Source organism: Paenibacillus sp. PL91, assembly GCF_012935325.2.
Taxonomy (GTDB): Bacteria; Bacillota; Bacilli; order Paenibacillales; family Paenibacillaceae; genus Pristimantibacillus.
In genome coordinates, this window is the sequence record NZ_JABBYG020000008.1 from 205523 (window position 1) to 228029 (window position 22507).

Genomic DNA, 22507 nt, shown 5'->3' on the forward strand with positions numbered 1-22507 from the left:
CGTTTATGTTAAAGTCAAAGGATATACTTGTAATAAACGGAGGTTGAGCTGTTGGCAAAAACGCATAAGGGGTTATCATTTTTAGAGATACTGAAACGGTTTATATTTATTACAATTGGTTCGATTTTAATGGGCGTGGCCTTGGAATTGTTTCTTGTGCCTAACAACGTAATTGACGGAGGCATAGCCGGTATTTCGATCATGCTGGCGCACTTAACATCGCTTCCGCTCGGCGTGTACTTGTTCATTGTGAACGTGCCTTTCCTCATTCTCGGCTATAAGCAAATCGGCAAAACGTTCGCGATCTCGACGCTGTACGGCATTATCGTCATGTCGGTTACGACTTCGCTGCTACATCATGTAGATGCATTCACCGAGGAGAAGCTGCTGGCCGTTTTGTTCGGCGGTCTTATTCTAGGAGCTGGCGTAGGCCTTGCCATTCGCTTTGGCGGCTCGCTTGACGGCGTAGAAATTGTATCGATTCTGATCTCGAAAAAGCTGCGTATGCCTGTCGGACAGATCATCATGATTTTCAACGTCATTATTTTTGTAGTAGCCGGCTTTGTATTCGAATGGGATTCGGCCATGTACTCGATGTTTACATACTATATTGCGATCAAATTGATCGATATCGTTGTGGAGGGTCTCGACGAATCGAAATCGGTTACGATTATTTCGTCCGAATTCGAAGAGGTATCCCAAGCGATCATTGACCGGCTTGGACGCACAACCACTTTGATTCAAGCGCGCGGCGGCTATTCGAAGGAAGACACACAAATGATTTATTGCGTCGTATCACGTCTTGAGCTGGCGAAGCTGAAGGCAATCGTGCAATCGATTGATGAGAATGCGTTTATTGCTATCGAGCATGTATCCGACGTTATGGGCGGCGGCTTCAGCAAAGGCAGCATTCACTAATGATAGAAGGAAAAATCCGGCACCCTCGTCTGTAGACGAAGGCGCCGGATTTTTTTAAAGGATAGATATGATCTTTCGTATGGGCTCGTCATCCCAAATCTGCACTTCGATATAACGCTCCGGTCCTTTGCTTCCATCAGAGTTCCAAGCCTGCGGTAATCCGTACTTATGGATGACCTCGTAAATCTCTTGGAGCGTATAGACCTGACCTCGATAAGGTTTTCCGTCCTCGTACCTCATAGTTGGGAACAAGTCTCCGTATGTGAAGCTGATTGTGGCAGGAGCAAACTCCTCGATTGAAATTTGCAGTTCTCTGCCTCGCGGATACCAATCCAAAAGCCAAGGGCATTTCCCGATGGTCATATAGTGGGGATGGTTCCGAACCGGCTTGCCGCCCTTGAGAATAAACAATTCTCTTGCCCGTAGTTCGAGGCTTCGCCTTACTTCGAGATAGTCAGGAGATCTTTTGCTCGCGAAACCCTTATTTTGCAGACGAATTTCTTGAAGTACAATTTCTGCCTCGCCCAATGCCAGGTCAGATAAATTACAAAACGGCCCCGTTGAATCATCGTAATAGTGATGTAAGAACAGCATCTTTTAAACCCACCTAGCGCAAACTATTATTATGCCTATAGACTAGTCGAAGCGTTAGACTCTGTGGTAGCTCTAGACAGCCCCTTATCCTTGACGCAGAGAAGGAACAGCAAAGCGATAACCATGCCCCCCGATGAGAAGTAGAACAGCGCCGAGTAGCCCAGCAAATCGATCAATCCTCCCATTAGCGGCGGCGAGGCAATGGCGGCAAGCGAGGAGATCAGGTAATAGATGCCTGTACGTGTGCCGATGCTTTGCTCCTTTCCAAGCGAAACGATAAAGGGGTAGGAGTTGATATTGATCATCGCCCAGCAAATGCCGCCTAGAATAAGCAATGTGCGAAGCGGCAGCAGAGCGTCCACAAATGAGATGGCGGCAAAAATGATGATAAGGCCGATGACGCCGAGCGAGATAATGAGCTTTTTGCCAAAGCGATTGCCTAATAACCCGCTTGGAATGGCGGCCAGAACGAAAGCGAGCGAGAAAAAGGCAAGCGAGAACGATGACTGGCCTTCAGTCAGCTGCAAATGGTTTTTGCCATATAGGGTGAAGAAGGCTTCGACGCCTTGATAGGATAGAAACCAGAAAAAGATTGCGCCTAGCAGGAAGATGGTAGGTCGGTTCCATTGTCCTTTGAACGATACTGCGTTTTTTTCCTCAGCAGGCGTGTAGGCAATCGCATCTCGTTTTTCCTTAATGACGTAAACGAGTATGACTAAACAGATAAGCGTCAAAACGGATGCTGACAGAAACGGAAGCGAGGAATGCTTCTCATAGAGAAACGAGCCTCCGGCAAAGGCGAGTATGGAGCCGATGCCGCCCATGAAGTTGATAATGCCGTTCGCCTGCGTCCGCTTGCTGTCCTGTGTAATATCGGGCATAAGCGCGACGGTCGGAGATCGGTACAAGCTCATCGACAGGTTCATCAATACCATAAACAATACGAGCGTCAGCAGGCTGGTATGCCAAGGAATGAGCGCTCCGAACAAGGCGGCTAGCGGCATGCCGATGATCAGGTAGGGCATTCGTTTGCCGAAACGGCTGTTCGTGCGGTCGCTGCGGCTTCCGATCCATGGCTGCAAAAACAAGGCGAAGTAATTGTCGATCGTCATCATGAACCCGATAAGCGCGGTGCTCGTCAAAAACTTCTCAAGAAAAAAAGGGACGAATGCATTGTACAGCGCCCATGTGATGCTGATGCTGAAAAAACCGAACCCGAGCAGCCATGTTTTTTTCATTACGCCTGTGCTCCTCTCCTAATCAGCAAATCTGCCAAACGATCAGGATAGTCAGTGATGATTCCGGCAACGCCTGCGTCAAGAAGCCTCTCCATTTTAGGTATATCGTTAACGGTAAAAGGATTATAGTCAATGCCCTTCTCGGAAGCTTCGGCTACCCAATCTGGCAATACGGCATAATGGTAGGCATGAAGCGCGTCAGCTTGAAGCGTTGCGGCGTAATCCCATGGGCGATATAGACCCTCCATATACAAAATGCCGGTGCGGATTTCGGGCGCGAGCTGCTTGCACAGGACGAGTGAATAATGATTGAAGCTGGATAGAATGACACGATCGGTCATATGATAAGCGCGAACCATCTCGATTACTTTTTTCTCGATATCTTTATATTGAATGCGGTCGTTTTTGAGCTCGATATTGAGGATGGTATCGGTTGATTTCAGAAGCTCGAGCAGCTGCTCCAGAGCAGGAACTCGCTCGTCTGCGAATGAGGGCGCGAACCAGCTCCCGGCATCCAAGTCTGCAAGCTCCTCGTAATCGGTATCTTTCACTAGTTTGTTTAGTCCGGTCGTTCGCGCTAAGGATTCATCATGGATGACCACAATACGGCCGTCCTTCGTTAAATGAACATCGGTTTCGATGCCTGTAGCGCCTAGCTCAAGCGCTTTTTTGAATGCGCTAAGCGTATTTTCGGGACAATAGCCGCTTGCTCCGCGATGGGCAAAATTAATAGTTGTTTTGATAACGATTCATCCTCTCTGTTTGAAAGCGACTTGTTGGCTTCTATTTGCCTAGCATCGCTGTAGAAAATTTACAGTTGATTATTTGGATCGTAGCATATTGCCTGTTAGATTTAAAGTGCCTTTACCGGAATAAAAAAACAAAATAAAAAAGACTATTTACATACCCCGTGGGGGTATGATATATTGAATTCAGAAACAGATACCCCATGGAGGTATGTTGAATGAACAATCGCATAATAAACGATGAGTCGAAAGAGCATTCTCATGCTTCGGATGACTGCTGCGTTGCGGCTGGTCCGCGCAAGAGTCACCACTCCGAGCAGATGAAGGACAATTTAACGAAGCGGCTCAACCGTATTGAAGGACAAATTAGAGGCGTGAAGGCGATGATCGAGAAGGATACTTACTGCGATGACGTGCTTAATCAGATCGCGGCTGCGCAATCCGCACTCAACAGCGTCGGCAAGCTTTTGCTTGAGGGCCATATGAAAAGCTGCATCGTCGAACGCATTCAAGCAGGCGAAAGCGAAGTTATTGATGAACTGCTGGTTACCGTTAACAAACTAATGAAATAAGTGAGGGGAATATAAAATGGCAAACACGGTATTGAAGGTAGAGGGCATGACATGCGGACATTGCGTGAGCTCGGTTGAGAAGGCGGTCAGCAATGCAGGAGCAGTAGGCAAGGTGGATTTGGCGAATAAGAAAGTAACAGTTGAGTTCGACGAGTCAAAGGTAACGATTGAAGCTGTCAAAGCGGCAATTGAAGATCAAGGCTACGACGTTGTTTAAGAGAAGGGCAATCGAGCAACAATGAGCATGTGAGCTATTCATGAAGAGGCTTCGTAAGCCTCTCTTTTTTTACAATAAAATATACCCCGTGAGGGTATATACACGGTAGGTGAGTAAGCGTGGATAAAGTACAGAAGACGATTCAAATTACAGGTATGACCTGTGCAGCATGCGCCAATCGGATTGAGAAGGGACTCAACCGGATGGAAAGCGTAGAGGCGAATGTGAATTTGGCATTAGAGCGCGCATCCGTCAGTTATGATCCGCAAATGATGGATGAAGCCAAGCTGGAGAAAAAAATTAAAGATTTGGGTTACGGCACGATTAAGCTGGCCGATGATTCGGACGAGAGCGCAGGCGATTACAAGAAGCGTGAAATAAGAATGCAGCAGCTTCGCCTCGGCGTAGCGATCCTTCTTTCCTTGCCGCTGCTGTGGGCGATGGCTGGGCATTTCTCCTTCACTGACTTCATACCGGTGCCGGAGTTGTTTATGAATGCATGGTTCCAGCTGGCATTAGCTGCCCCAGTTCAGTTCATTATCGGTTGGCCGTTTTACGTGGGAGCGTTTAAAGCGCTGCGCAACGGGTCAGCCAATATGGATGTGCTTGTGGCGCTTGGGACATCGGCCGCTTTCTTTTATAGTCTCTACGTAACGCTGCAAACATTAAGCCAGAACGGACATGGAGCGCATGAGGTAGAGCTCTATTATGAAACGAGCGCCGTATTGATTACATTGATTGTGCTTGGCAAGCTGCTAGAAGCTTTGGCAAAAGGAAGATCATCCGAAGCGATCAAGACGCTTATGGGGCTGCAAGCTCAAACGGCTATCGTCATACGGGACGGCTCGGAGCAGCGTGTGGCAATTGAGGAAGTCGTCGCAGGCGATGTGCTGATCGTGAAGCCCGGCGAGAAAATCCCTGTTGACGGCATCGTGCTGGATGGTGCTTCTACGGTCGACGAATCGATGCTGACCGGCGAGAGCATGCCTGTGGAGAAGCGCCAGGGCGACACGTTGATCGGCGCTACGATCAATAAAAACGGCGCCATGCGCATGCAAGCGGAAAAAGTCGGCAAGCAGACGGCGCTTGCGCAAATTATTAAAGTCGTGGAGGAAGCGCAGGGCTCGAAAGCGCCGATCCAGCGGGTTGCGGACCGTATATCGGGCATATTCGTGCCGATTGTAACGGCTTTGGCTCTCATTGCCTTTTTGGTGTGGTTTTTCGTCGTGGAGCCGGGGGACATCGGGAATGCTTTGGAGAAGGCGATTGCAGTTCTTGTCATTGCTTGTCCTTGTGCGCTCGGTCTTGCAACGCCGACTTCGATTATGGCCGGCTCAGGCAGAGCGGCTGAGCTAGGCGTCTTGTTCAAGGGCGGAGAGCATTTGGAGAGCACGCATCATATTGATACGGTCGTGCTGGATAAAACCGGTACGGTAACAAAAGGAAAACCGGAGTTAACCGATGTTAAAGCTGCTGCTGGCTTCGAGGAGGCAAAGCTGCTCAGTTGGGTTGGCGCAGCGGAGCGAAGCTCGGAGCATCCGGTTGCGGAAGCGCTCGTCGCAGGCATTGCGGCTCGCGGCATCGTCATGGCGAATGCCGAGCAGTTCGAGGCGGTTCCGGGCTTTGGGATTGAAGCGCAGGTTGAAGGTCAACAATTGCTAGTAGGCACCCGGAAGCTGATGGAGAAGCATGGCGTAGACATCGTGTCTGCTTTGCAAGAACAGCAGCAGATGGAAACGGAAGGCAAGACGGTGATGCTTATTGCCGTTAACGGGACATACGCTGGCCTCGTCGCTGTAGCCGATACGGTTAAGGAAACGTCGGCGGCAGCCGTAGCACGTCTGAAGGAAATGGGTCTAGAGGTCATCATGCTGACCGGTGACAATGAACGCACGGCGAAGGCGATCGCAAGCCTCGTCGGGATAGACCGCGTGCTTGCCGAGGTGCTGCCGGAGCAGAAGGCGAAGGCCGTTCAAGAGCTGCAAGCGGAGGGAAGAAAGGTCGCCATGGTAGGCGACGGGATGAACGATGCGCCTGCACTCGTAGCAGCCGATATCGGCATGGCGATTGGCGGAGGCACAGACGTAGCGATTGAAGCCGCGGATATAACGCTTATGCGCGGAGATTTGAACAGCATCGCCGATGCGATTCGGATGAGCAGAGTGACAATGGCCAATATCAAACAAAATTTGTTCTGGGCGCTCGCGTACAATGTGATTGGAATACCGATAGCGGCAGCCGGCTTTCTTGCTCCTTGGCTGGCGGGAGCCGCGATGGCATTAAGCTCGGTATCCGTTGTACTAAATGCGCTTAGGCTGCAAAGGATGAGATGATCGAGATGTTTAAGGAAAGCGCACAGAAGACAAAATATCGCAAACGCTCCGCAGCAGCAGCTTTAATCGTGCTAAGCTTGCTTGCTGCAGGCTGCGGCAGTGCATCGAAGATTGAACACGCGGAGCATGCAGCAACGAATGGGAAGGAGGCAGCGGCAAACGAGCATAGCGGGCATGCTTCTGATGCGGCAACGAATGCTCCAGGCAATGAAGCAGCGGAAGATCATAGCGAGCATGGCGGCAAGGCTGAAATCGAAAGCAGCGATCAAGCAGACGTGAAGCTGGAATGGCGCTATTCGCCGGAGAGTCCAAAGCCGGGCGAGGAAACAAAGATCGAGCTGCTCGTATCTGATGCGGCTGGAGAACCAATCGAGAAATACGACGTCAATCATGAGAAGCTGATGCATCTTATCATCGTCAGCGAGGATTTGTCGGCGTTCAGCCATATTCATCCCGATTATATAGGGAAGGGGAAATTTGAAGTGACAACCGCCTTCCCTCAAGGCGGGTCGTACAAGCTGTTTGCGGATTTTATTCCGACAGGCTCCTCCCAGAAGACGGCGACGTCGCTCATCAAGGCTGACGGCAAGAAGCAAGCTGCGCAGCCGCTGGCAGCTGATGCAACGCTTACGAAAGACATAGACGGCGTTGCCGCCTCTTTGGACATATCGTCACTGAAGTCGGGGCAAGAGGTAGATTTAACGTTTACGCTAAGCGATGCAGAGACGAAAAAGCCGATAACCGATTTGCAGCCTTACTTAGGCGCGATTGGACATGTCGTTATTTTGAGCGAGGATTTGAATCGTTATTTGCATGTTCATCCGAAGGAAGGCAATGAGAGCGGTCCGACCGCCGAGTTCTCGACAAGCTTTCCAGAGCCGGGCATATATAAAATTTGGGGTCAATTTCAGCGCGGAGACAAATCGTTTATCATTCCATTTACGGTCGAGCTGAAGTAAGTTTCGGTTGATGAAAAAGTTAGTAACGGCTGTAGCTAATCCCGATGACATAGGGGTCATCGGGATTTTTTTGCATGTTGAGGATGAATCGTTGTCCAAAACTTGTTTTGCACGATCCATTCAACCATACTTTTGAACTACAGTGAATTTCAAATTTTACCTTTATTATAAATTTATGAGATGAGACAGTCGAGAATTTTAAAAAATCAAATGGTACTTTCGGTTCCTTGCCAAAGGATGTAGGAGCATCTCCGGCAATAAAACCTTGAACCTGAAATGAGATGATTAAAATATTGGGATATTTTATTACTTTCATAAGGAACTTCATATTTGCTTACTTTATCTATGATCAAACAAGTTTAGTTAAGCCTTTATTGCAATCTGTTCTATTATTGATTGTGATTGCTGCGATGGATTTAATTAAGCGCTACTACAAAAAGAAAAAACAAGATCAATTAAGTTAGTGGATTTTGGTACGGAAGAGGCTGTGAACTTGAATTTTAAAGGCTATAATCATTTACAAAAATGCTAATCACCCCTTGAGGGTGATTTTTTTTGTCCATTCGCTAAAGGGGGAAACGGGGAGAAATCCCGCTGCTATGCGGGTTTTCAGAAGGCGTGCTGCATATGAAAGAAAACGCTTCCCATGAAAATTGAAAGAAACCCAAATTAGGGGTTGAAAACCTAAAAATACGTGTTAAACTAATCATGTAATAAAACCATTAATTGATTAACATATTAGTTATTTCGTGTGGAGGTGAAACATAATCCGAACAAGGGATCGGGTATTATGAGGCTTTCAGCTCATTCCCGTCATTGGCGTTAATAAAATGATTAAAATGTAAGCATTCAAATTAGTTGTACTAATTCCTTGCTTATCCTTTGAAAGAAAACGGGTGTTGTACAGGCTTGATGCCGTCTGCGCTTGAAGCTGCTGATTACTAAAGGGAGTCATAACAGCCTGTTAGACAAAAAGAAAGTTTCTTTGCTTCAAGTAAGCGGTAGTTCTGATTAATAAATATATTAATCAAGTGATTGATTGCGCCTGTCACGACAAATCGTGAAAGGTATTAATGACTATATCGCTTAAGCGATTAAATGTAAACGCTTTATTTAAAAATTCGAGGGAGGATTTTTTGATGAAAAAGATTGCAAGCACTTTCATTTTTATGTTGGCACTTATCATGCTTGTTACGGCATGCTCCAGCGGGGCGGGAACGAACACCGTGAACAACGGCAAAGAAACGACGACTGCGAATACCGAGGGCAACAAGGAAGCGCCAACAAACGAGGCGGGAGCAGAAAATGCCGAGCCGGAGGATGGGACAGCCAAATCAACAGTAGATCCTTCGATTTCCGGCGAAGTGACGTTCTGGACGTTCCTTGACAATAAAGAGAAGGATGCTGCGCTTCAAAAGGCGTTCAACGAGGCGTATCCGAACATTAAGCTAAAAACGATTTTTGTACCATTTGCGGATCTGCACGATAAGCTGCAAACGACGCTCGCGGCAGGCAAAGGCGCACCGGATGTGGCGCTTGTCGAGCAAGGCCAATTCACGCGCTACAGCACAGGAAACGTGCTGGAGGATTTGCTTCAACCGCAATACGACGCAGGCAAATATCAAAGCCTGGTGTCCGAGTACAACTGGAACCGCTGGTCATCCATAGACGGCAGCAAGCTGCTCGGCATGCCGTGGGATGTTACGCCAGCCGTAACGTACTATCGCGCAGACATTTTTGAAGAGCTTGGCTTGCCTTCCGACCCTGCCGAGCTTGGCGAATACATTCAAGATCCAGACAATTTCTTCACGCTGGCTCAAACCTTGAAAGCAAACGGAAAGTTCTCGATGGAATGGCGTGATTCACCGGTTCACTGGCTTGGCGACTCGCTAGGCTACTATGACAGCGAAATGAAATGGGTCCGCAATACGGATGAATTCGTGAAATTTCTAGATATTTCGAAGCAGGTCAACCAATTGAAAATTGCTCCGCATGACGGCATATACAGCGACAAAGGCAAGCAGCGCGTGAAAAAAGGCGAGTCTCCGATGTACGTAGCGGGAACTTACGGCGCGCGTGACCTCGAAATTAACTTCCCGGATCAAAAAGGGAAATGGAGAGCTACGACAATGCCATTCGGACTGAACGTGGGAATGGGCGGCTCGACATTCGTTATTCCTTCGCAAAGCGGCAACAAAGATGCAGCATGGGCGTTCGTAGAGTTCATTACGACCTCCGAAGCGGCATGGAAGCTGTGGATCGAGCAATCCGTTCAACCGGACTACAAGCATATTACAAGCCAAGAATGGTACCTCTCGCATACGAATCCGTACCTTGGCGACCAAGAGGATTACAAGTTCTACAATGAGCTTGCAAGCTTGATTCCAGTAAGACGCTTCACTCGTCTTGACGGCCAAGCGTGGCCGCTATGGGTGGAAGGTGTGCTCGCTGCGCTGGATAAAAATATCGACTCGAAAACGGCAATACAGCAAGCGCAAGAAAACATCGAGAACAAGCTGAAGGCTGAGAAGGAAAAACTGCTCAAAGAGCTGCAGCAGTAGCTGCTGCGTCAACTTTCGCTTCTGCTTGGGCCGAATCATCCTTCCGCTTGAAGGATGATTCGGCATTTTCATGCAAAAAAAATTCTCGCTTTCATTGCGAAACGGCAGCTGCGCCGCCTGAGGGTGACGCAAGCCGTTTACGCTAGTATGGCAAGGGGGTGCTCCTTGGTGATTCGTTGGCTAAGCAAGTATAAGGTAACATTGATTGTCATTGCCGCATTGATCTGCTTTTTCTTATGGTGGAACAACTCAAGAGGCTATAACGATGACGCAATGGCTGGCATAACGCTGGATTCGGGAATCGATGAATCGTCCATTTTGGAAGGTGAAGACGCCAGCAGCAAGCTGGAGCCGTCTTTTAATAAATATGTAGACAGCTGGAACGAGCAGGGGGCTGCGGACACAACGGATTTCAGCGTTACGCTTGCCTCCACTGATTATTTGGCAATTAGTGAAACGGGGACTCGCATGGAATCGGGCCTCGGCGATCAGGCTGGCCAAGCACTTGCGTTAATCGATGAGGACAGCTGGGTAGATTATGCCTTTGAGGTGCCGCAGGATGGCTATTATCAAATGGGCATGAGTTATTTCGCGATGGAGGGCAAGCGCTCATCCATCGTTCGAAGCGTGCAGATTGATGGCAAATATCCGTTTTACCAAGCGAAGAAGCTGGAATTCCAGCGGATGTGGAAGGAAGCCGGCGAGCCTTGGTTCGATAATCAAGGCAATGAGTTCAACCCGCGCAGGGAAGAGACGGCCGGCTGGCAATATCGCGATTTCCGCGATGCGGAGGGCAAAACGTACGAGCCGTTCCGCTTCTATTTGACGAAGGGCAAGCATACGCTCCGCCTTCAAGCGGTTCGCGAGCCGGCGGCAATCGGGCAAATCGATATTTATTCGCCCAAGCATACGCCGACTTATGCAGAGGTAGCTGGCGAGTATGAGCAGAAGGGCTACAAGAAAACGGCAGGCCAGCTCATTAAAGTGCAAGCCGAGCTGTCGACCTTGAAATCCGATCCGACGCTCAAGCGCATCGAGGACCGTGAGCCGGCAACGGAGCCGTTCAAAAAGGATTCAATCGTGCTCAACACGTTCGGAGGCGCGAGCTGGCGGACTGGCGGTCAGTGGGCCGAGTGGGAGGTCGAGGTGCCGGAGAGCGGCTTGTACGAAATCGGCGCCCGCTACGGGCAATGGTTCCTAAACGGGATGCCGACGCAGCGCAGCGTTACGATTGACGGCGAGCTTCCTTTTAAAGAAATGAATGAAATCTCTTTCCCGTACAAGTCCGAATTCCAAATTTCGAAATTTGGCGGCGATAGCGAGAGCAAGGAGCCTTATCTCTATTATTTGGAGAAGGGCAAGCATACGATTCGGATGGAAGTACAGGTCGGGGCGCTTGGACGGATGCTTGAGACAGTTACCGATACGACCCGCAAAATGTCGCTGCTCGGCCGCGAGGTCATTCAAGTAACGGGAACAAATCCCGATCCCAACGGCGACTGGCGCTTGGAGCAAAATATTGCAAACCTCGTGCCGCGCCTGCAGCTTATGGCCAAAAGCTTCGATGAGACGATCAAAGGGCTGTACGCGCTTGGCGTTGATGAAGGCAGCTCTGAGGTAAGCACGCTCTACGAGGCGCGCGACGTTCTCCTCAGCATGTCTGGCGAGACGACCTCGATTCCTGGCCGGATGCTGCAATTCAACGATTTGCAGGCATCGCTTGGCACATGGGTGAACGGGCTGAGCAAGCAAAGCCTGCTGCTCGATTATCTCATTATCAAATCGCCTGATACCGCTTGGCCGACTCCGGCGGCGGGCTGGATGGCTAGAACGGGCACGATGCTTTACGACTTTACGAGCTCCTTTACGAAAAACTACGGCGGCATCGGCAACGTGTATGAAGACGAAAAGGTGCTGGACGTATGGGTAGCTAGAGGCCGTGACTGGGTCGACATCATCAAGCAAATGATCGACGAGGACTTTACGACGGAAACGGGCATTAAGGTCAACGTCAACGTAATCCCTGCGCAGCAAATGCAGGTGCTTCTGCTTGCGAGCACGGCCGGTCTTGCACCGGATGTCGCGCTCGGGGTAGAGGGCGAAATTCCGATTGATTACGCGGTTCGCAACGGGCTCGTCAATTTGGAGGAGTACGAAGATTATGACGAGGTAGCCGCCCGCTTCAGACCGGGTGCGCTCATTCCGTACAAGTATGACGGCGGCAGCTACGCGCTCCCGGAAAATCAAAACTTCAACATGCTGTTCTACCGCAAGGATATCATGCAGCAGCTAGGCATCAAAGAGGATCAAATGCCGGATACGTGGCAGGAAGTGATGGATCTCATTCCGATCCTGCAGCAGAACGGGATGGACTTCTTCTACCCGCATGCACCGAATAATCCGGCGCTTGCGATCAATGAATTCGCGCCGTTCCTATTCCAGCAAAACAGCGAGTTCTACCGTGAAGACGGCAAATACTCGAACCTTGATTCGCCGGAGGCGATGGAGGCGTTCAAGCTGTGGACGGGGCTGTTTACCAACTTCAAAATTTCGAAGCAGGCCGATTTCTATAACCGCTTCCGTTCCGGTGAAATGCCGATAGGGGTGGCGGATTACTCCACCTACGTGCTGTTGTCGACAGCCGCGCCGGAGCTTACCGGCTGGTGGGGCATGAAGCCGATGCCGGGCACCCCGCAAGAGGACGGGCAAATTAACCGTTCAACCGGCGGCCTCGCGCAAACGGGCATGATTTTCAAAGACACCGATATGAAGGACCAATCTTGGGAGTTTCTAAAATGGTGGACCAGTGCCGATACGCAGGAAAGATTCGGGTCCGAGCTTGAAGCGCTGCTTGGCGTTGAGGCGCGATGGAATACGGCAAATATTGAGGCGCTGCAGCGCATGCCTTGGCAGTCGTCCGATATTGAGGCGATTCTCGAGCAGTGGGAATGGTTCAAGGAGCGCGAGGTTGTCATTGGCGGTTACTACACGACAAGGCATATCGCGAATATTTGGAACCAAATTGTATTGAACGGCAAAATACCGCGTGAAGCGGTGGAGGAAGGCGTTAAGGAAATCGATAAGGAGCTGCGCAAGAAGCGCGAGGAATTTGGCTTAAACGACGAATCGACCGATCAGGCAGCTTCAAAAGGAGGCGACAGTCCGTGAAAATGAACACAGAACCGGCGGTAACCGCGTCCACTCCAGCAGCGGAGCGCCTCCGCAAGCCGGGCAAAATGTCCTTGCTGTGGCAGGAAATGAAGAGAAACAGGGTATCGTACCTGTTTCTCGCCCCGTTTCTCATCCTGTTCACGCTGTTTACGATTGTTCCGGTCGTAACATCGGTAGTACTAAGCTTCACGTACTACAACATCTTGGAGGCGCCTCGATTTATCGGCCTATCCAATTACAGGCTCTTGTTCGTTGACGACGATATCTTCCTGAAAGCGATTGGCATTACGCTGAAATTTGCATTTATTACCGGCCCGGTCGGCTACGTAATGGCGTTTCTGCTGGCTTGGCTCATTAGCCAAATCCCGCAAAAATACCGTTTTTTCTATACGCTATGTTATTACACGCCTTCGATTACGAGCGCAACGGCGATGTCAGTCGTATGGCTCTATCTGTTCGCGGGCGACCGCAAGGGCTTGCTTAACTATTTTGCATCGAAGCTTGGCATTATCGACGAGCCTTATTTATTTTTGCAAAATATTAATTCGATCGTTCCCGTCATCATTATCGTCTCGCTATGGATGTCCATGGGGGTAGGCTTCCTTGCCTTTCTAGCCGGACTTCAAAACGTTCCAAAAGATTTGTACGAAGCAGGGGAAATCGACGGAATTAAGTACAGATGGCAGCAGCTAATCTATATTACGGTTCCATCGGTTAAGCCGCAATTGCTATTCGGGGCAGTACTTCAAGTCGTGAGCTCACTAACCGTATTCGACGTCAGCGTGCAGCTCGTCGGATTGCCGAGTCCGCTTTATGCGGGCCATACGATTTTGACGCATTTATTCGATTACGCCTTTATCAAGTTTGAGATGGGTTATGCTGCGGCGATTGCGGTCGTGCTGTTCGTCATGATGATTGGACTCAACCGTCTCATATTCAAATGGCTAGGAAAGGACTGAACCGATATGACTGGCGCAGTGAAAGGCAGGAAGGATTGGGGCGGCTTTTTCCTTTATCTATTTCTAACGTTGTTCGGTCTCTTGATGCTTGCACCGCTCGTTTACATGGTGTCTACCGCCTTTAAACCGACAAGCGAGCTGTTCCTGTTCCCGCCGCGATTTTTCGTGAACAATCCGACGCTCATCAATTTTCGCGATCTATTGCTAATAACGGGAACAACAAGCGTTCCGTTTTCACGGTTTATTTTTAACAGCTTGCTGATCAGCTCTTGCATCGTCGGCTTCGGAATTATCGTGTCGGCGATGGCCGCTTATCCGCTGGCGAAGCACAATATGCCGTTCCGCAGCGCGATTTTCAACATGGTTGTGCTTGCGATCATGTTCTCGCCGATGGTCGTGCAAATCCCGCAATATTTGCTTATTAGCAAAATCGGTCTGATCAATACGTATTGGGCGATGATCTTGCCTTATTTGGCGGCTCCGATCGGGATGTTCCTGATGACGCAGTTTTTGCGCCAAATTCCGGACGCCCTGCTTGAGGCGGCGCGGATGGACGGCGCTTCCGAATGGAAGGTGTTCTGGGTCGTCGTCATCCCGATGCTGAAGCCGGCGATTGCAACCTTTGCCTTATTCAGCTTTATATCGGCATGGAATGATCCGTACCCGGCGATGGTGTATACGACCGATCAAGATATGAAATCGCTGCCGCTGGCCATCCAGACGTTAAGCGGCGGTTACGGGGTCGTTGCGCGTGTCGGCACGCTCGCAGCCGCCAGCTTATTGATGATTGTGCCGACGATTATCGTCTTTATCGTCACGCAGCGCCTGGTGCTGCAAACGATGGCGCATTCAGGTCTGAAAGAGTAGGAGGACAACCGGGATGAAGCAGGTTACGATATTCCGATTCGTAGTCAGTACGGCTATCGCCATACTGATGCTAGTTACAGCTCTGCCGGTTCAAACGTTCGCGGCTTCTCCTTATGAGGGATATACGAGGAACAAGCTGGGCCAGGACGTTCACTCGATTAACGGGTACATGTACGAGAGCTCGATTGACGGCTTCAACCTGGAATCGGGTCCGTTCAATGCCCCGGAGGATATTTTTCTGGCGGATGACGGAACGATCTACGTGGTCGACACCGGAAATAGCCGGGTTGTGCATTTGGATACGAATCATAAGGTGCTGAACATTATCGGCGACGCGGAAGGCGACGGCATGCTGAACGAGCCGAAGGGTGTTTACGTGAAGCAGGACGGGACCGTCTTTGTTGCGGATACCAAAAATCAACGAATCGCTATTTTTGATCAAAAAGGAAAGTTCGTCAAGCAGTTCGGAAAGCCGGAAAGCCCGCTGCTTGGGGCGACCTTCTCGTATTCCCCGTCGAAGCTGCTCGTCGACAAGCGCAACTATATGTTTGTCGTGAGCGACGGCAATACGCAGGGGCTTATCCAAATTGATCCGAACGGACAATTCAAGGGCTTTTATGGCGCGAACCATGTCGGCTTCAGCTGGAGCAGGCTATTCGTTAAGCTCGTCGCGACCGATGAGCAGAAGGCGAAGCTGTCTGTCGTGAAGCCGCTGGAGTTCTCGAATGCGGTGCAGGATGCGGAAGGCTTCATTTATACGTCGACGCTTGGAACGGAAATGAACCAATTGAAGCGGCTGTCGCCCGTAGGCGTCGATACGCTCAATATCGTTCCGAAAAGGTACGGCGGACGCTTCGATGCCGGCCCGTTCGAGGTGCCTTCGTTTCTTGACCTAGCTGTAGACAAGGACGGCGTTATTACGGCGCTTGATCTGCAATCCAGCAAGGTTTACCAGTACGACAAGCTTGGCAATTTCTTGTTCGTGTTCGGCGGGCTCGGGGATCAGAACGGCTTGTTCATCACGCCGTCCAGCCTTGCGCAGTCGCAGGATGGAACGGTATACGTGGTAGACAAAGGGCGCAACCGGATCGATTTGTTCCGCACGACGCCGTTTGCCGATCTGGTGCATGACGCATCGCGGCTGTTCGTAGACGGGCGATATAAGGAAGCGGAGGGGATGTGGAACGAGGTGCTGCATTTGAACGCCAACTTCGACCTAGCCTATCTCGCGATCGGCAAATCGCTCTACAAAGCGGAAAACTATAAGGACGCAATGACCTATTTTGAGCTGGCAAGATCACGCTTTGATTATTCGGTCGCGTTCAAGGAATACCGGAAGGAATATATTAGAGAGCATTTTGCTTGGATATGCCTTGCCATCATTGTCCTTATCATTGCTCTGCGGTACGTCATTCCTTTCTTATGGCGAAGGATGTCTGTTATTCTGGCAGCCCGCAATACCGCTAAAGCCGTTCACATGAAGGGAGGGGTGCAGCATGATCGCAACGTTTAAAATGATGCGGCAAGTGCTTGTGCACCCGATCGATTTTTTCCACGACATTCAGGAGCCGGGCCGCATTAAATGGGGGCAGGCGCTGTTTATCGTCGCGCTTGCTTACGTCGCCAGAATGATTGCGATTTTAATTACAGGCTACGCCTTCGAGACGAGAGAAAACTATGAGGTTTCTCTCGTGCATGAGCTGATCTGGATCGTCGTGCCTTGGCTGACGTGGACGGTGTCCAATTGGGGCGTAAGCGCGATTCTTGAGGGAGAAGGAAAGTTTAAGGAAGTGTTCGTCGGCAGCGCGTTCGCGCTGGTGCCTTATGCAATCTTCATCATCCCGATCACGCTGCTTACCAATGTGCTGGCGCTCGATGAAAGCGGCATTTATTCGTTCCTCATTAATTTCACGATCTATTGGGTGGGTTGGCTGCTGCTGCTGAAGGTCAGAATCGTTCACGATTTCGAATTGGTGAAAATGATCTGGATTACGCTGCTGAGCATCGTTGGCATCTTGATTATTTGGTTTATTGGCATTCTGATGTTTGGCTTAGTCAATCAGCTCATTAACTTTGTCGTAGACATGTTCAAAGAAATAAACTTCCGAAGGTAGGTGTACGAGATGAGGAAACAACGGAAATGGCTTGTTATTGCGGTGCTGCTGCTCGTTGTCAGCATATTCCCTCACTTCGGGACCGCGGAAGACAAGCTTCAAGTGCAGGCGGAAGCTGACGCTGGCAAGAATGAGGCTGCGGCGCAGGAGACTGCCGCGGATGCGGATGCGGTTACGTCAGCTGCCGAAGAAGCGCCGGATGAAGCGGCTTCAACTGGCACTGCGGTGCCCGCTGCCGGGGGAGTAGTGAAGCTGTATCCCGTTTCTGCTACGAAGGAGGTAGCAGAAAACGCCGGCTACAAAATGTACATCGATGAGAAGACAGGCAACGTTCGCCTCGTGGATAAACGGACCGGCAAGGAATGGCTAGGTACGCCGCAGCTGCCTCGAACGACGATGCCTAACAATAAAAAGTTTATGGACGCGGCCGTTCACGTGAAGTATACGGAGGGCTCGGATACGGTTCAAACCTATTTGGCGAAGGAAAAGGAAAATAAGCTGAAGATCGAGACGATCGACGGCGGAGCGAAGGTGACCTTTCAATTCGTGAAGGAAGAGCTTGAATTTGCGATCGAGTATCGCTTGGTCGAGGACGGCTTCGAGCTTACTATTCCCGAGGCTTCGATTAAAGAAGCAGGCAAAGCGAAGTTCGTGAGCATCGAGCCGCTGCCGTTCTGGAACGCCGCAGCGGATACCGAGGACGGCGCGATTTTCCTGCCGGACGGCTCGGGGGCGCTTATGAAATACAGCGCGAAGCATCCGCAATATTTTGCCGGCTATTCGGAAATCATTTACGGCGCTGACCCTGCTTACGTCACGCAGTCGCATGAAAACATCGACCAAATGTGGAGACAGAAGGTGGCTCCGAAAGAGCTGGTGGCGCTGCCGGTATTCGGCAACTACAGAAGCGAGACCGGCTCATTAGGAATCGTAACGAAGGGACAATACGATGCGAAGATCAACGGAACGCCATCCGGCATCCGCGCGATCTCGTATTACCGGACGTCTGCGGAATTTATCTACCGGTGGAGCGACGTTATTTTTATCGGAACATCGGGTGAAATTCCTTTCTTCCAGGGCAACTGGATCAAAGGTGACCGGCAGACGCGTTATGTGCTGCTGCAGGATAAGGAAGCGGATTACGTCGGCATGGCGAAGGCATATGGCAAATACCTGCAGCAAGAGCAAGGCCTTCAACCTGCTGAGCAAACGGAAGTCCCTGTCAGGGTGAAGCTGCTTGGCGGCATTATGCGCGATGAGGTGCTGGGAAGCACGTTTATTTCGATGACAACGTTTGATCAGGCGCGTGAAATGATTGATGCGTTCCAGCAAAAGGGGATCGCGAACCTCGAGCTGACGTTCTCCGGGTGGTCGGATGACGGCTTGTACGGCGATCAGCCCGATCACTTCCCTGTGGAGAAGAAGCTGGGTGGAGCGAAGGATCTTAAGGAACTGGCTGCTTATGCCGCGAACAAAGGGGTATCGCTTTATTTGGAAGCGAACTATGCCCGCGCCTTCTCGGAGAGCGACGGCATGAAGGAAACGAAGGATGCGATTCGTGGCATGGACCGTGAGGTCGCGCCGAGCACTGATTATTTCGTGGGCAGCAGATGGAACGATGACAGCAGGCTCTATTATTGGATGAAGCCGGAACGCGTCATCAGCAAGCATCTGAATAAAGAGCTGAAGGATTACGCGAATCTGGGTATATCCGGCGTTCATCTTGCTTACTGGGGGGATACGCTCTATTCCGACATCGATCCGAAGTCGCAAACATCGCGCGGCGAGACAGCGGCCGCATGGGTGAAGGCTGCCGATGCGATTCGGGAAGCAACGGGCGGCACATCCGTCGATTACGGCTTTGCGTATATGCTCGGACATATAGACGGCATCAGCGGGGCACCGCTCGATTCCAGCCATTTTATTTACAATGACGAGACGGTTCCTTTCTATCAAATTGCGGTGCGCGGGCTGGTTCCTTACACAGCTAATGCGATGAACCTGCGAAACGATGCGCAAAATGAGCTGCTTCGGAGCGTGGAATACGGTGCTCTGCCAAGCCTTGAGCTGACGTACGAGCCGACGACGAAGCTTCAGCGAACGTTGGAGGATCGGCTTTGGAGCTCGCAATATACGACGTGGATCGATGACGCCGCCGAGCAGTACAAGGAGCTTGAACAAATCTATGAGGCGATCTCGAATCAGCCGATTGCGGATCATGAGAAGCTGAGCAGCAACGTGTTCAGAACGACATACGCGAATGGAACGAGGGTCATCGTCAATTACGGCGGAGCTGAAGCCACGGTTGACGGCATTTCGGTTCCTGCGGCAGGCTACCTCATGCAGAACGGAGGGGAATGAGCATGGGCAAAAAATTAGGACTCTCGATGAGAGGCCGTCACATCTTTGAGGGCTATTCGTTCATTTCCATTTGGATCATCGGCTTCTTGCTGTTCATGGTCATTCCGCTCGGCAAGTCTCTCTATTATTCGCTTAACAATCTGGAGGTTACGAAGGAAGGATTAAAGGCCTCCTATACGGGCCTCACCCATTACCGCGCCGCCTTCACGACGGATATCGATTTTGTTCCGCTGCTGCAAGGGACGCTGACGACGATGCTCTCGCAAGTTCCGCTCATTCTAATCTTTGCGATGTTCAGCGCATTGCTGCTCAATCGCCAATTTCGCGGCCGCACGTTATTCCGCGGTATTTTCTTCCTGCCGGTCATTATCGCATCCGGCGCGATTTTAAGAGAATTGCTGGAGCAGGGCGCAGCCCAGCTCCCGATCTTTTACCAATATGACCTTTACAGCAAGCTGAATGCGTTTATACCGGAGAGCATATTGGACCCGCTGCTTCAATATGCGGATTCGCTGACACTGGTCATGTGGGATTCAGGCGTGCAAATTTTGATTTTCATCGCCGGCTTGCAGACGATTTCTCCTGCGCTTTACGAAGCGGCCAAATGCGACGGAGCGACGAAATGGGAGAGCTTCTGGAAAATTACGTTCCCGATGATTATGCCGATGATGTTCGTAAATACGCTTTACAGCGTCGTAAACTCGTTTACCAAAACGGATAATCAAATTATGAATCACATTATGAACAACGTATTTAAAACGAATAATTACGCGTATGGCTCCGCAATGGGCTGGATTTACTTTATAGTCATTTCGGTCGTGCTGGCGGTCGTGTTTTTCATATTCCGCAAAAGCTTATCAGCGACCGAAGGTAGGGGGTAGAAGGCATGAGTTCACCAAGTGTGACCGAAAAATATGCGGGTCTTCAAGGCAAAGCGGAAGCGGTCTGGAAGGTGACGTGGATGAAGCGCGGACGCGGCATAGTCGGAACGTTCTTCTACTATTTAGTCATACTCAGCTTGGCGTTCGTATTCGTCTATCCGCTGCTTTACATGGTATCCAAATCGCTTATGCGGCCGGAGGATGTAGCGGATGCGACGATTCAATGGATTCCGAAGCAGTTCAGCTTAACGAATTACTCGATTGCGCTTAAGGCGATCAACTTCTGGCCGGGGCTATTGAACAGCTCGATCATCTCTTTCGGGAGCGCGATTTTGCAGGTCGTCAGCTGCTCTATTGTCGGCTACGGCTTCGCGCGTTACCGCTTCCCCGGTCAAGCGCTGTTTCTGGCGATGGTCGTGTTTACGTTTCTTGTACCGCCGCAGACGATTGTCGTGCCGCTGTTTACCTTTTTCCTCGACTTGGGCTGGGTCAATACGCATTTGCCGTTTGTTGTGCCAGCGCTGCTCGGCCACGGGCTGAAAGGCTCCTTGTTCGTGCTTATCTTTATACAATTTTATCGCACCCTCCCGAACGTGCTGGAGGAGGCGGCGAGAATCGATGGCGCAGGCGCATTCCGCACGTACTGGATGATTATGTTCCCGCTCGCCAAGCCGGCCATGCTGGTCGTCTTCCTGTTCTCGGTCGTATGGCACTGGAATGACCTATTCGAGCCTAATATGTATTTGCTCGTTCCGGAGTATTTTAATTTGGCGCAAAATATGGCCTTCTTCAACGGAAACGCGAATTTAGATCTTCAGCAGGCATCGAGCTCCGTATCCGCAGGCACGCTAGGCATGGCGCCCACGCTGCAAAACCAAGTCATGGCCGGCGTCATGCTCACGATACTGCCTGTGCTCATCCTGTACATGTTCACGCAGCGCTACTTCGTAGAAAGCGTGGAGCGTTCCGGTATCGCGGGTGAATAGCGCAATGAACGCCGGTGCCTGACGTGAAAAAAGGAGCTTAGCGGCTGAGGCCGCTAGCTCCTAATCGTTTCGTTCGTAGTATAGCTTGAAGACGATGTCTTGGTTATAGTTGCCGAAACCGGCGCCGAATAGCGTAACGCCGCCTACATTTTCGGCGTCTTCTTCAACGGCTATGCGGAATTTCCACTGCTTGTTTAAGATGTCGATATCATCAAGGGTAACGTCGGATATTTGCTGGCCGTCTATAAACGTTCCGTTAGGCGTAATTTTCAATACTTTAAGCAGGCCATATTGATTGATCTCGTCCCACCACCAATCAGGCGTGTACTTCCCGCGTTTTCCGCCGAAGTCGCCTGGGCTTGTCCATAAGCCGATTTTGGTGCCGTTGATATAAAAGGAAATGTCGGACGGCCAATTCTCGTTGGCAAACGGAGCCTCGGACGATATTTCGAAAGAAATTTCGAGCTCGGTTGGCTTCTCGCTTTTCAGTAGAAAGTTAGCAATCTTGTATTCGATGAAGCCGCTGCTGAACCATAATATTTTCGCATTAGTGCGCTCCGAATCAAGAAAAAAACGCGGCTCGTCGAACATGCCGATTACCTTCACCGTAGTAGCGAGGCCGCATGTTGGTTCTACTTCGAAGTCGGTATAATGGCCTACGGAAACGATAGATTCGTGATAAGTGCGCAGCGCGGGACGGCTTTTGGAAGGGAAATCGATTTCGATGCTGTCGGTAATAAGCTTGCACATTTTTTTGGTGCCGCCGCTGCTGGAAACCATCTCGGAGCTGATAAGCCCGGCTTTCTCCAGCTTTTTGACATGCATCGTCATGATTGGGCTGCTCAGCTCGAGCGCCTGTGCGAGATCCTTAATATTCATTTCCTGCTTCGCCAGCAATTGAATGATCCGAAGTCTTACATCGCTCGCCAATGCTTCATAAACCGGTAAATGCGTATCTGAAATATCTATCTTCATGCTTTCACTCCGCTCAACTTTATTAACATTGCAATCGCTCTTCATTTAAATGAAT

General features: G+C 50.4%; 18 protein-coding genes. 14 read left to right on the forward strand and 4 right to left on the reverse strand.

Going from position 1 to position 22507, the window contains the following annotated elements; genetic code table 11:
- Positions 1–51 precede the first annotated feature (51 nt).
- Positions 52–918, forward strand: a complete 867-nt coding sequence (locus tag HI950_RS19605) for a YitT family protein (RefSeq protein WP_169087897.1) — start codon at positions 52–54, stop codon at positions 916–918.
- 54 nt (positions 919–972) lie between these two features.
- Here HI950_RS19605 and HI950_RS19610 read toward each other — a convergent pair whose 3' ends face one another.
- Genes HI950_RS19610 through HI950_RS19620 form a run of 3 tightly spaced genes read right to left on the reverse strand, consistent with a single transcriptional unit; the run spans position 973 to position 3493 of the window.
- Complete coding sequence (locus HI950_RS19610) at positions 973–1512, reverse strand: hypothetical protein (protein WP_169087899.1); 540 nt, start codon at positions 1510–1512, stop codon at positions 973–975.
- Between the two features lie 35 nt (positions 1513–1547).
- Positions 1548–2750, reverse strand: coding sequence for an SLC45 family MFS transporter (locus tag HI950_RS19615; protein WP_169087901.1), 1203 nt, complete (start codon positions 2748–2750; stop codon positions 1548–1550).
- On the reverse strand, positions 2750–3493 hold the full coding sequence (locus HI950_RS19620; RefSeq protein ID WP_169088124.1) for a glycerophosphodiester phosphodiesterase: 744 nt from the start codon (positions 3491–3493) through the stop codon (positions 2750–2752). The genes HI950_RS19615 and HI950_RS19620 overlap by 1 nt, the downstream gene beginning before the upstream one ends.
- Positions 3494–3714: 221 nt before the next feature.
- Here HI950_RS19620 and HI950_RS19625 point away from each other — a divergent pair, with 221 nt between their 5' ends.
- The 13 genes from HI950_RS19625 (at position 3715) to HI950_RS19685 (ending at position 21477) form a co-directional block, all read left to right on the forward strand.
- A complete protein-coding gene (locus HI950_RS19625; RefSeq protein ID WP_169087903.1) occupies positions 3715–4068 on the forward strand; it encodes a metal-sensitive transcriptional regulator in 354 nt (117 codons plus the stop codon).
- A gap of 16 nt (positions 4069–4084) precedes the next feature.
- The gene (locus HI950_RS19630; RefSeq protein WP_169087905.1) at positions 4085–4285 is read left to right on the forward strand and encodes a copper ion binding protein; all 201 of its coding nucleotides are present in this window, start codon (positions 4085–4087) and stop codon (positions 4283–4285) included.
- Between the two features lie 119 nt (positions 4286–4404).
- Positions 4405–6618 (forward strand): heavy metal translocating P-type ATPase, encoded by a 2214-nt coding sequence (locus tag HI950_RS19635; protein ID WP_187768130.1) that lies wholly within the window; start codon positions 4405–4407, stop codon positions 6616–6618.
- Positions 6619–6623: 5 nt separating this feature from the next.
- The gene (locus tag HI950_RS19640; protein WP_169087907.1) at positions 6624–7577 is read left to right on the forward strand and encodes a hypothetical protein; all 954 of its coding nucleotides are present in this window, start codon (positions 6624–6626) and stop codon (positions 7575–7577) included.
- 1139 nt (positions 7578–8716) lie between these two features.
- Positions 8717–10138, forward strand: a complete 1422-nt coding sequence (locus HI950_RS19645; protein ID WP_169087912.1) for an ABC transporter substrate-binding protein — start codon at positions 8717–8719, stop codon at positions 10136–10138.
- A gap of 168 nt (positions 10139–10306) precedes the next feature.
- Positions 10307–13306 (forward strand): extracellular solute-binding protein, encoded by a 3000-nt coding sequence (locus HI950_RS36765; RefSeq protein ID WP_169087914.1) that lies wholly within the window; start codon positions 10307–10309, stop codon positions 13304–13306.
- 2 nt (positions 13307–13308) lie between these two features.
- Positions 13309–14268: a carbohydrate ABC transporter permease gene (locus tag HI950_RS19655; protein ID WP_169088128.1), complete on the forward strand. Its 960-nt coding sequence runs from the start codon at positions 13309–13311 to the stop codon at positions 14266–14268.
- Between the two features lie 6 nt (positions 14269–14274).
- Entirely contained in the window at positions 14275–15135 is an 861-nt protein-coding gene (locus tag HI950_RS19660) for a carbohydrate ABC transporter permease (protein WP_169087916.1), read from the forward strand.
- A 13-nt stretch (positions 15136–15148) separates the two neighbouring features.
- Positions 15149–16648 (forward strand): NHL repeat-containing protein, encoded by a 1500-nt coding sequence (locus tag HI950_RS19665; RefSeq protein WP_169087918.1) that lies wholly within the window; start codon positions 15149–15151, stop codon positions 16646–16648.
- Positions 16632–17249 carry a YIP1 family protein gene (locus HI950_RS19670; protein ID WP_169087920.1) on the forward strand — a complete coding sequence of 206 codons (618 nt, stop codon included), beginning with the start codon at positions 16632–16634 and terminating at the stop codon, positions 17247–17249. The genes HI950_RS19665 and HI950_RS19670 overlap by 17 nt, the downstream gene beginning before the upstream one ends.
- Positions 17250–17258: 9 nt before the next feature.
- Positions 17259–19610, forward strand: a complete 2352-nt coding sequence (locus tag HI950_RS19675; RefSeq protein WP_169087923.1) for a DUF5696 domain-containing protein — start codon at positions 17259–17261, stop codon at positions 19608–19610.
- A 2-nt stretch (positions 19611–19612) separates the two neighbouring features.
- Positions 19613–20491, forward strand: a complete 879-nt coding sequence (locus HI950_RS19680) for a carbohydrate ABC transporter permease (protein WP_169087925.1) — start codon at positions 19613–19615, stop codon at positions 20489–20491.
- Between the two features lie 5 nt (positions 20492–20496).
- Positions 20497–21477 carry a carbohydrate ABC transporter permease gene (locus HI950_RS19685; protein ID WP_169087927.1) on the forward strand — a complete coding sequence of 327 codons (981 nt, stop codon included), beginning with the start codon at positions 20497–20499 and terminating at the stop codon, positions 21475–21477.
- Positions 21478–21537: 60 nt separating this feature from the next.
- On the opposite strand, the gene HI950_RS19690 is transcribed toward HI950_RS19685, so the two are convergent.
- Positions 21538–22452, reverse strand: coding sequence for an ArsR/SmtB family transcription factor (locus tag HI950_RS19690; RefSeq protein ID WP_169087929.1), 915 nt, complete (start codon positions 22450–22452; stop codon positions 21538–21540).
- Positions 22453–22507 lie beyond the last annotated feature (55 nt).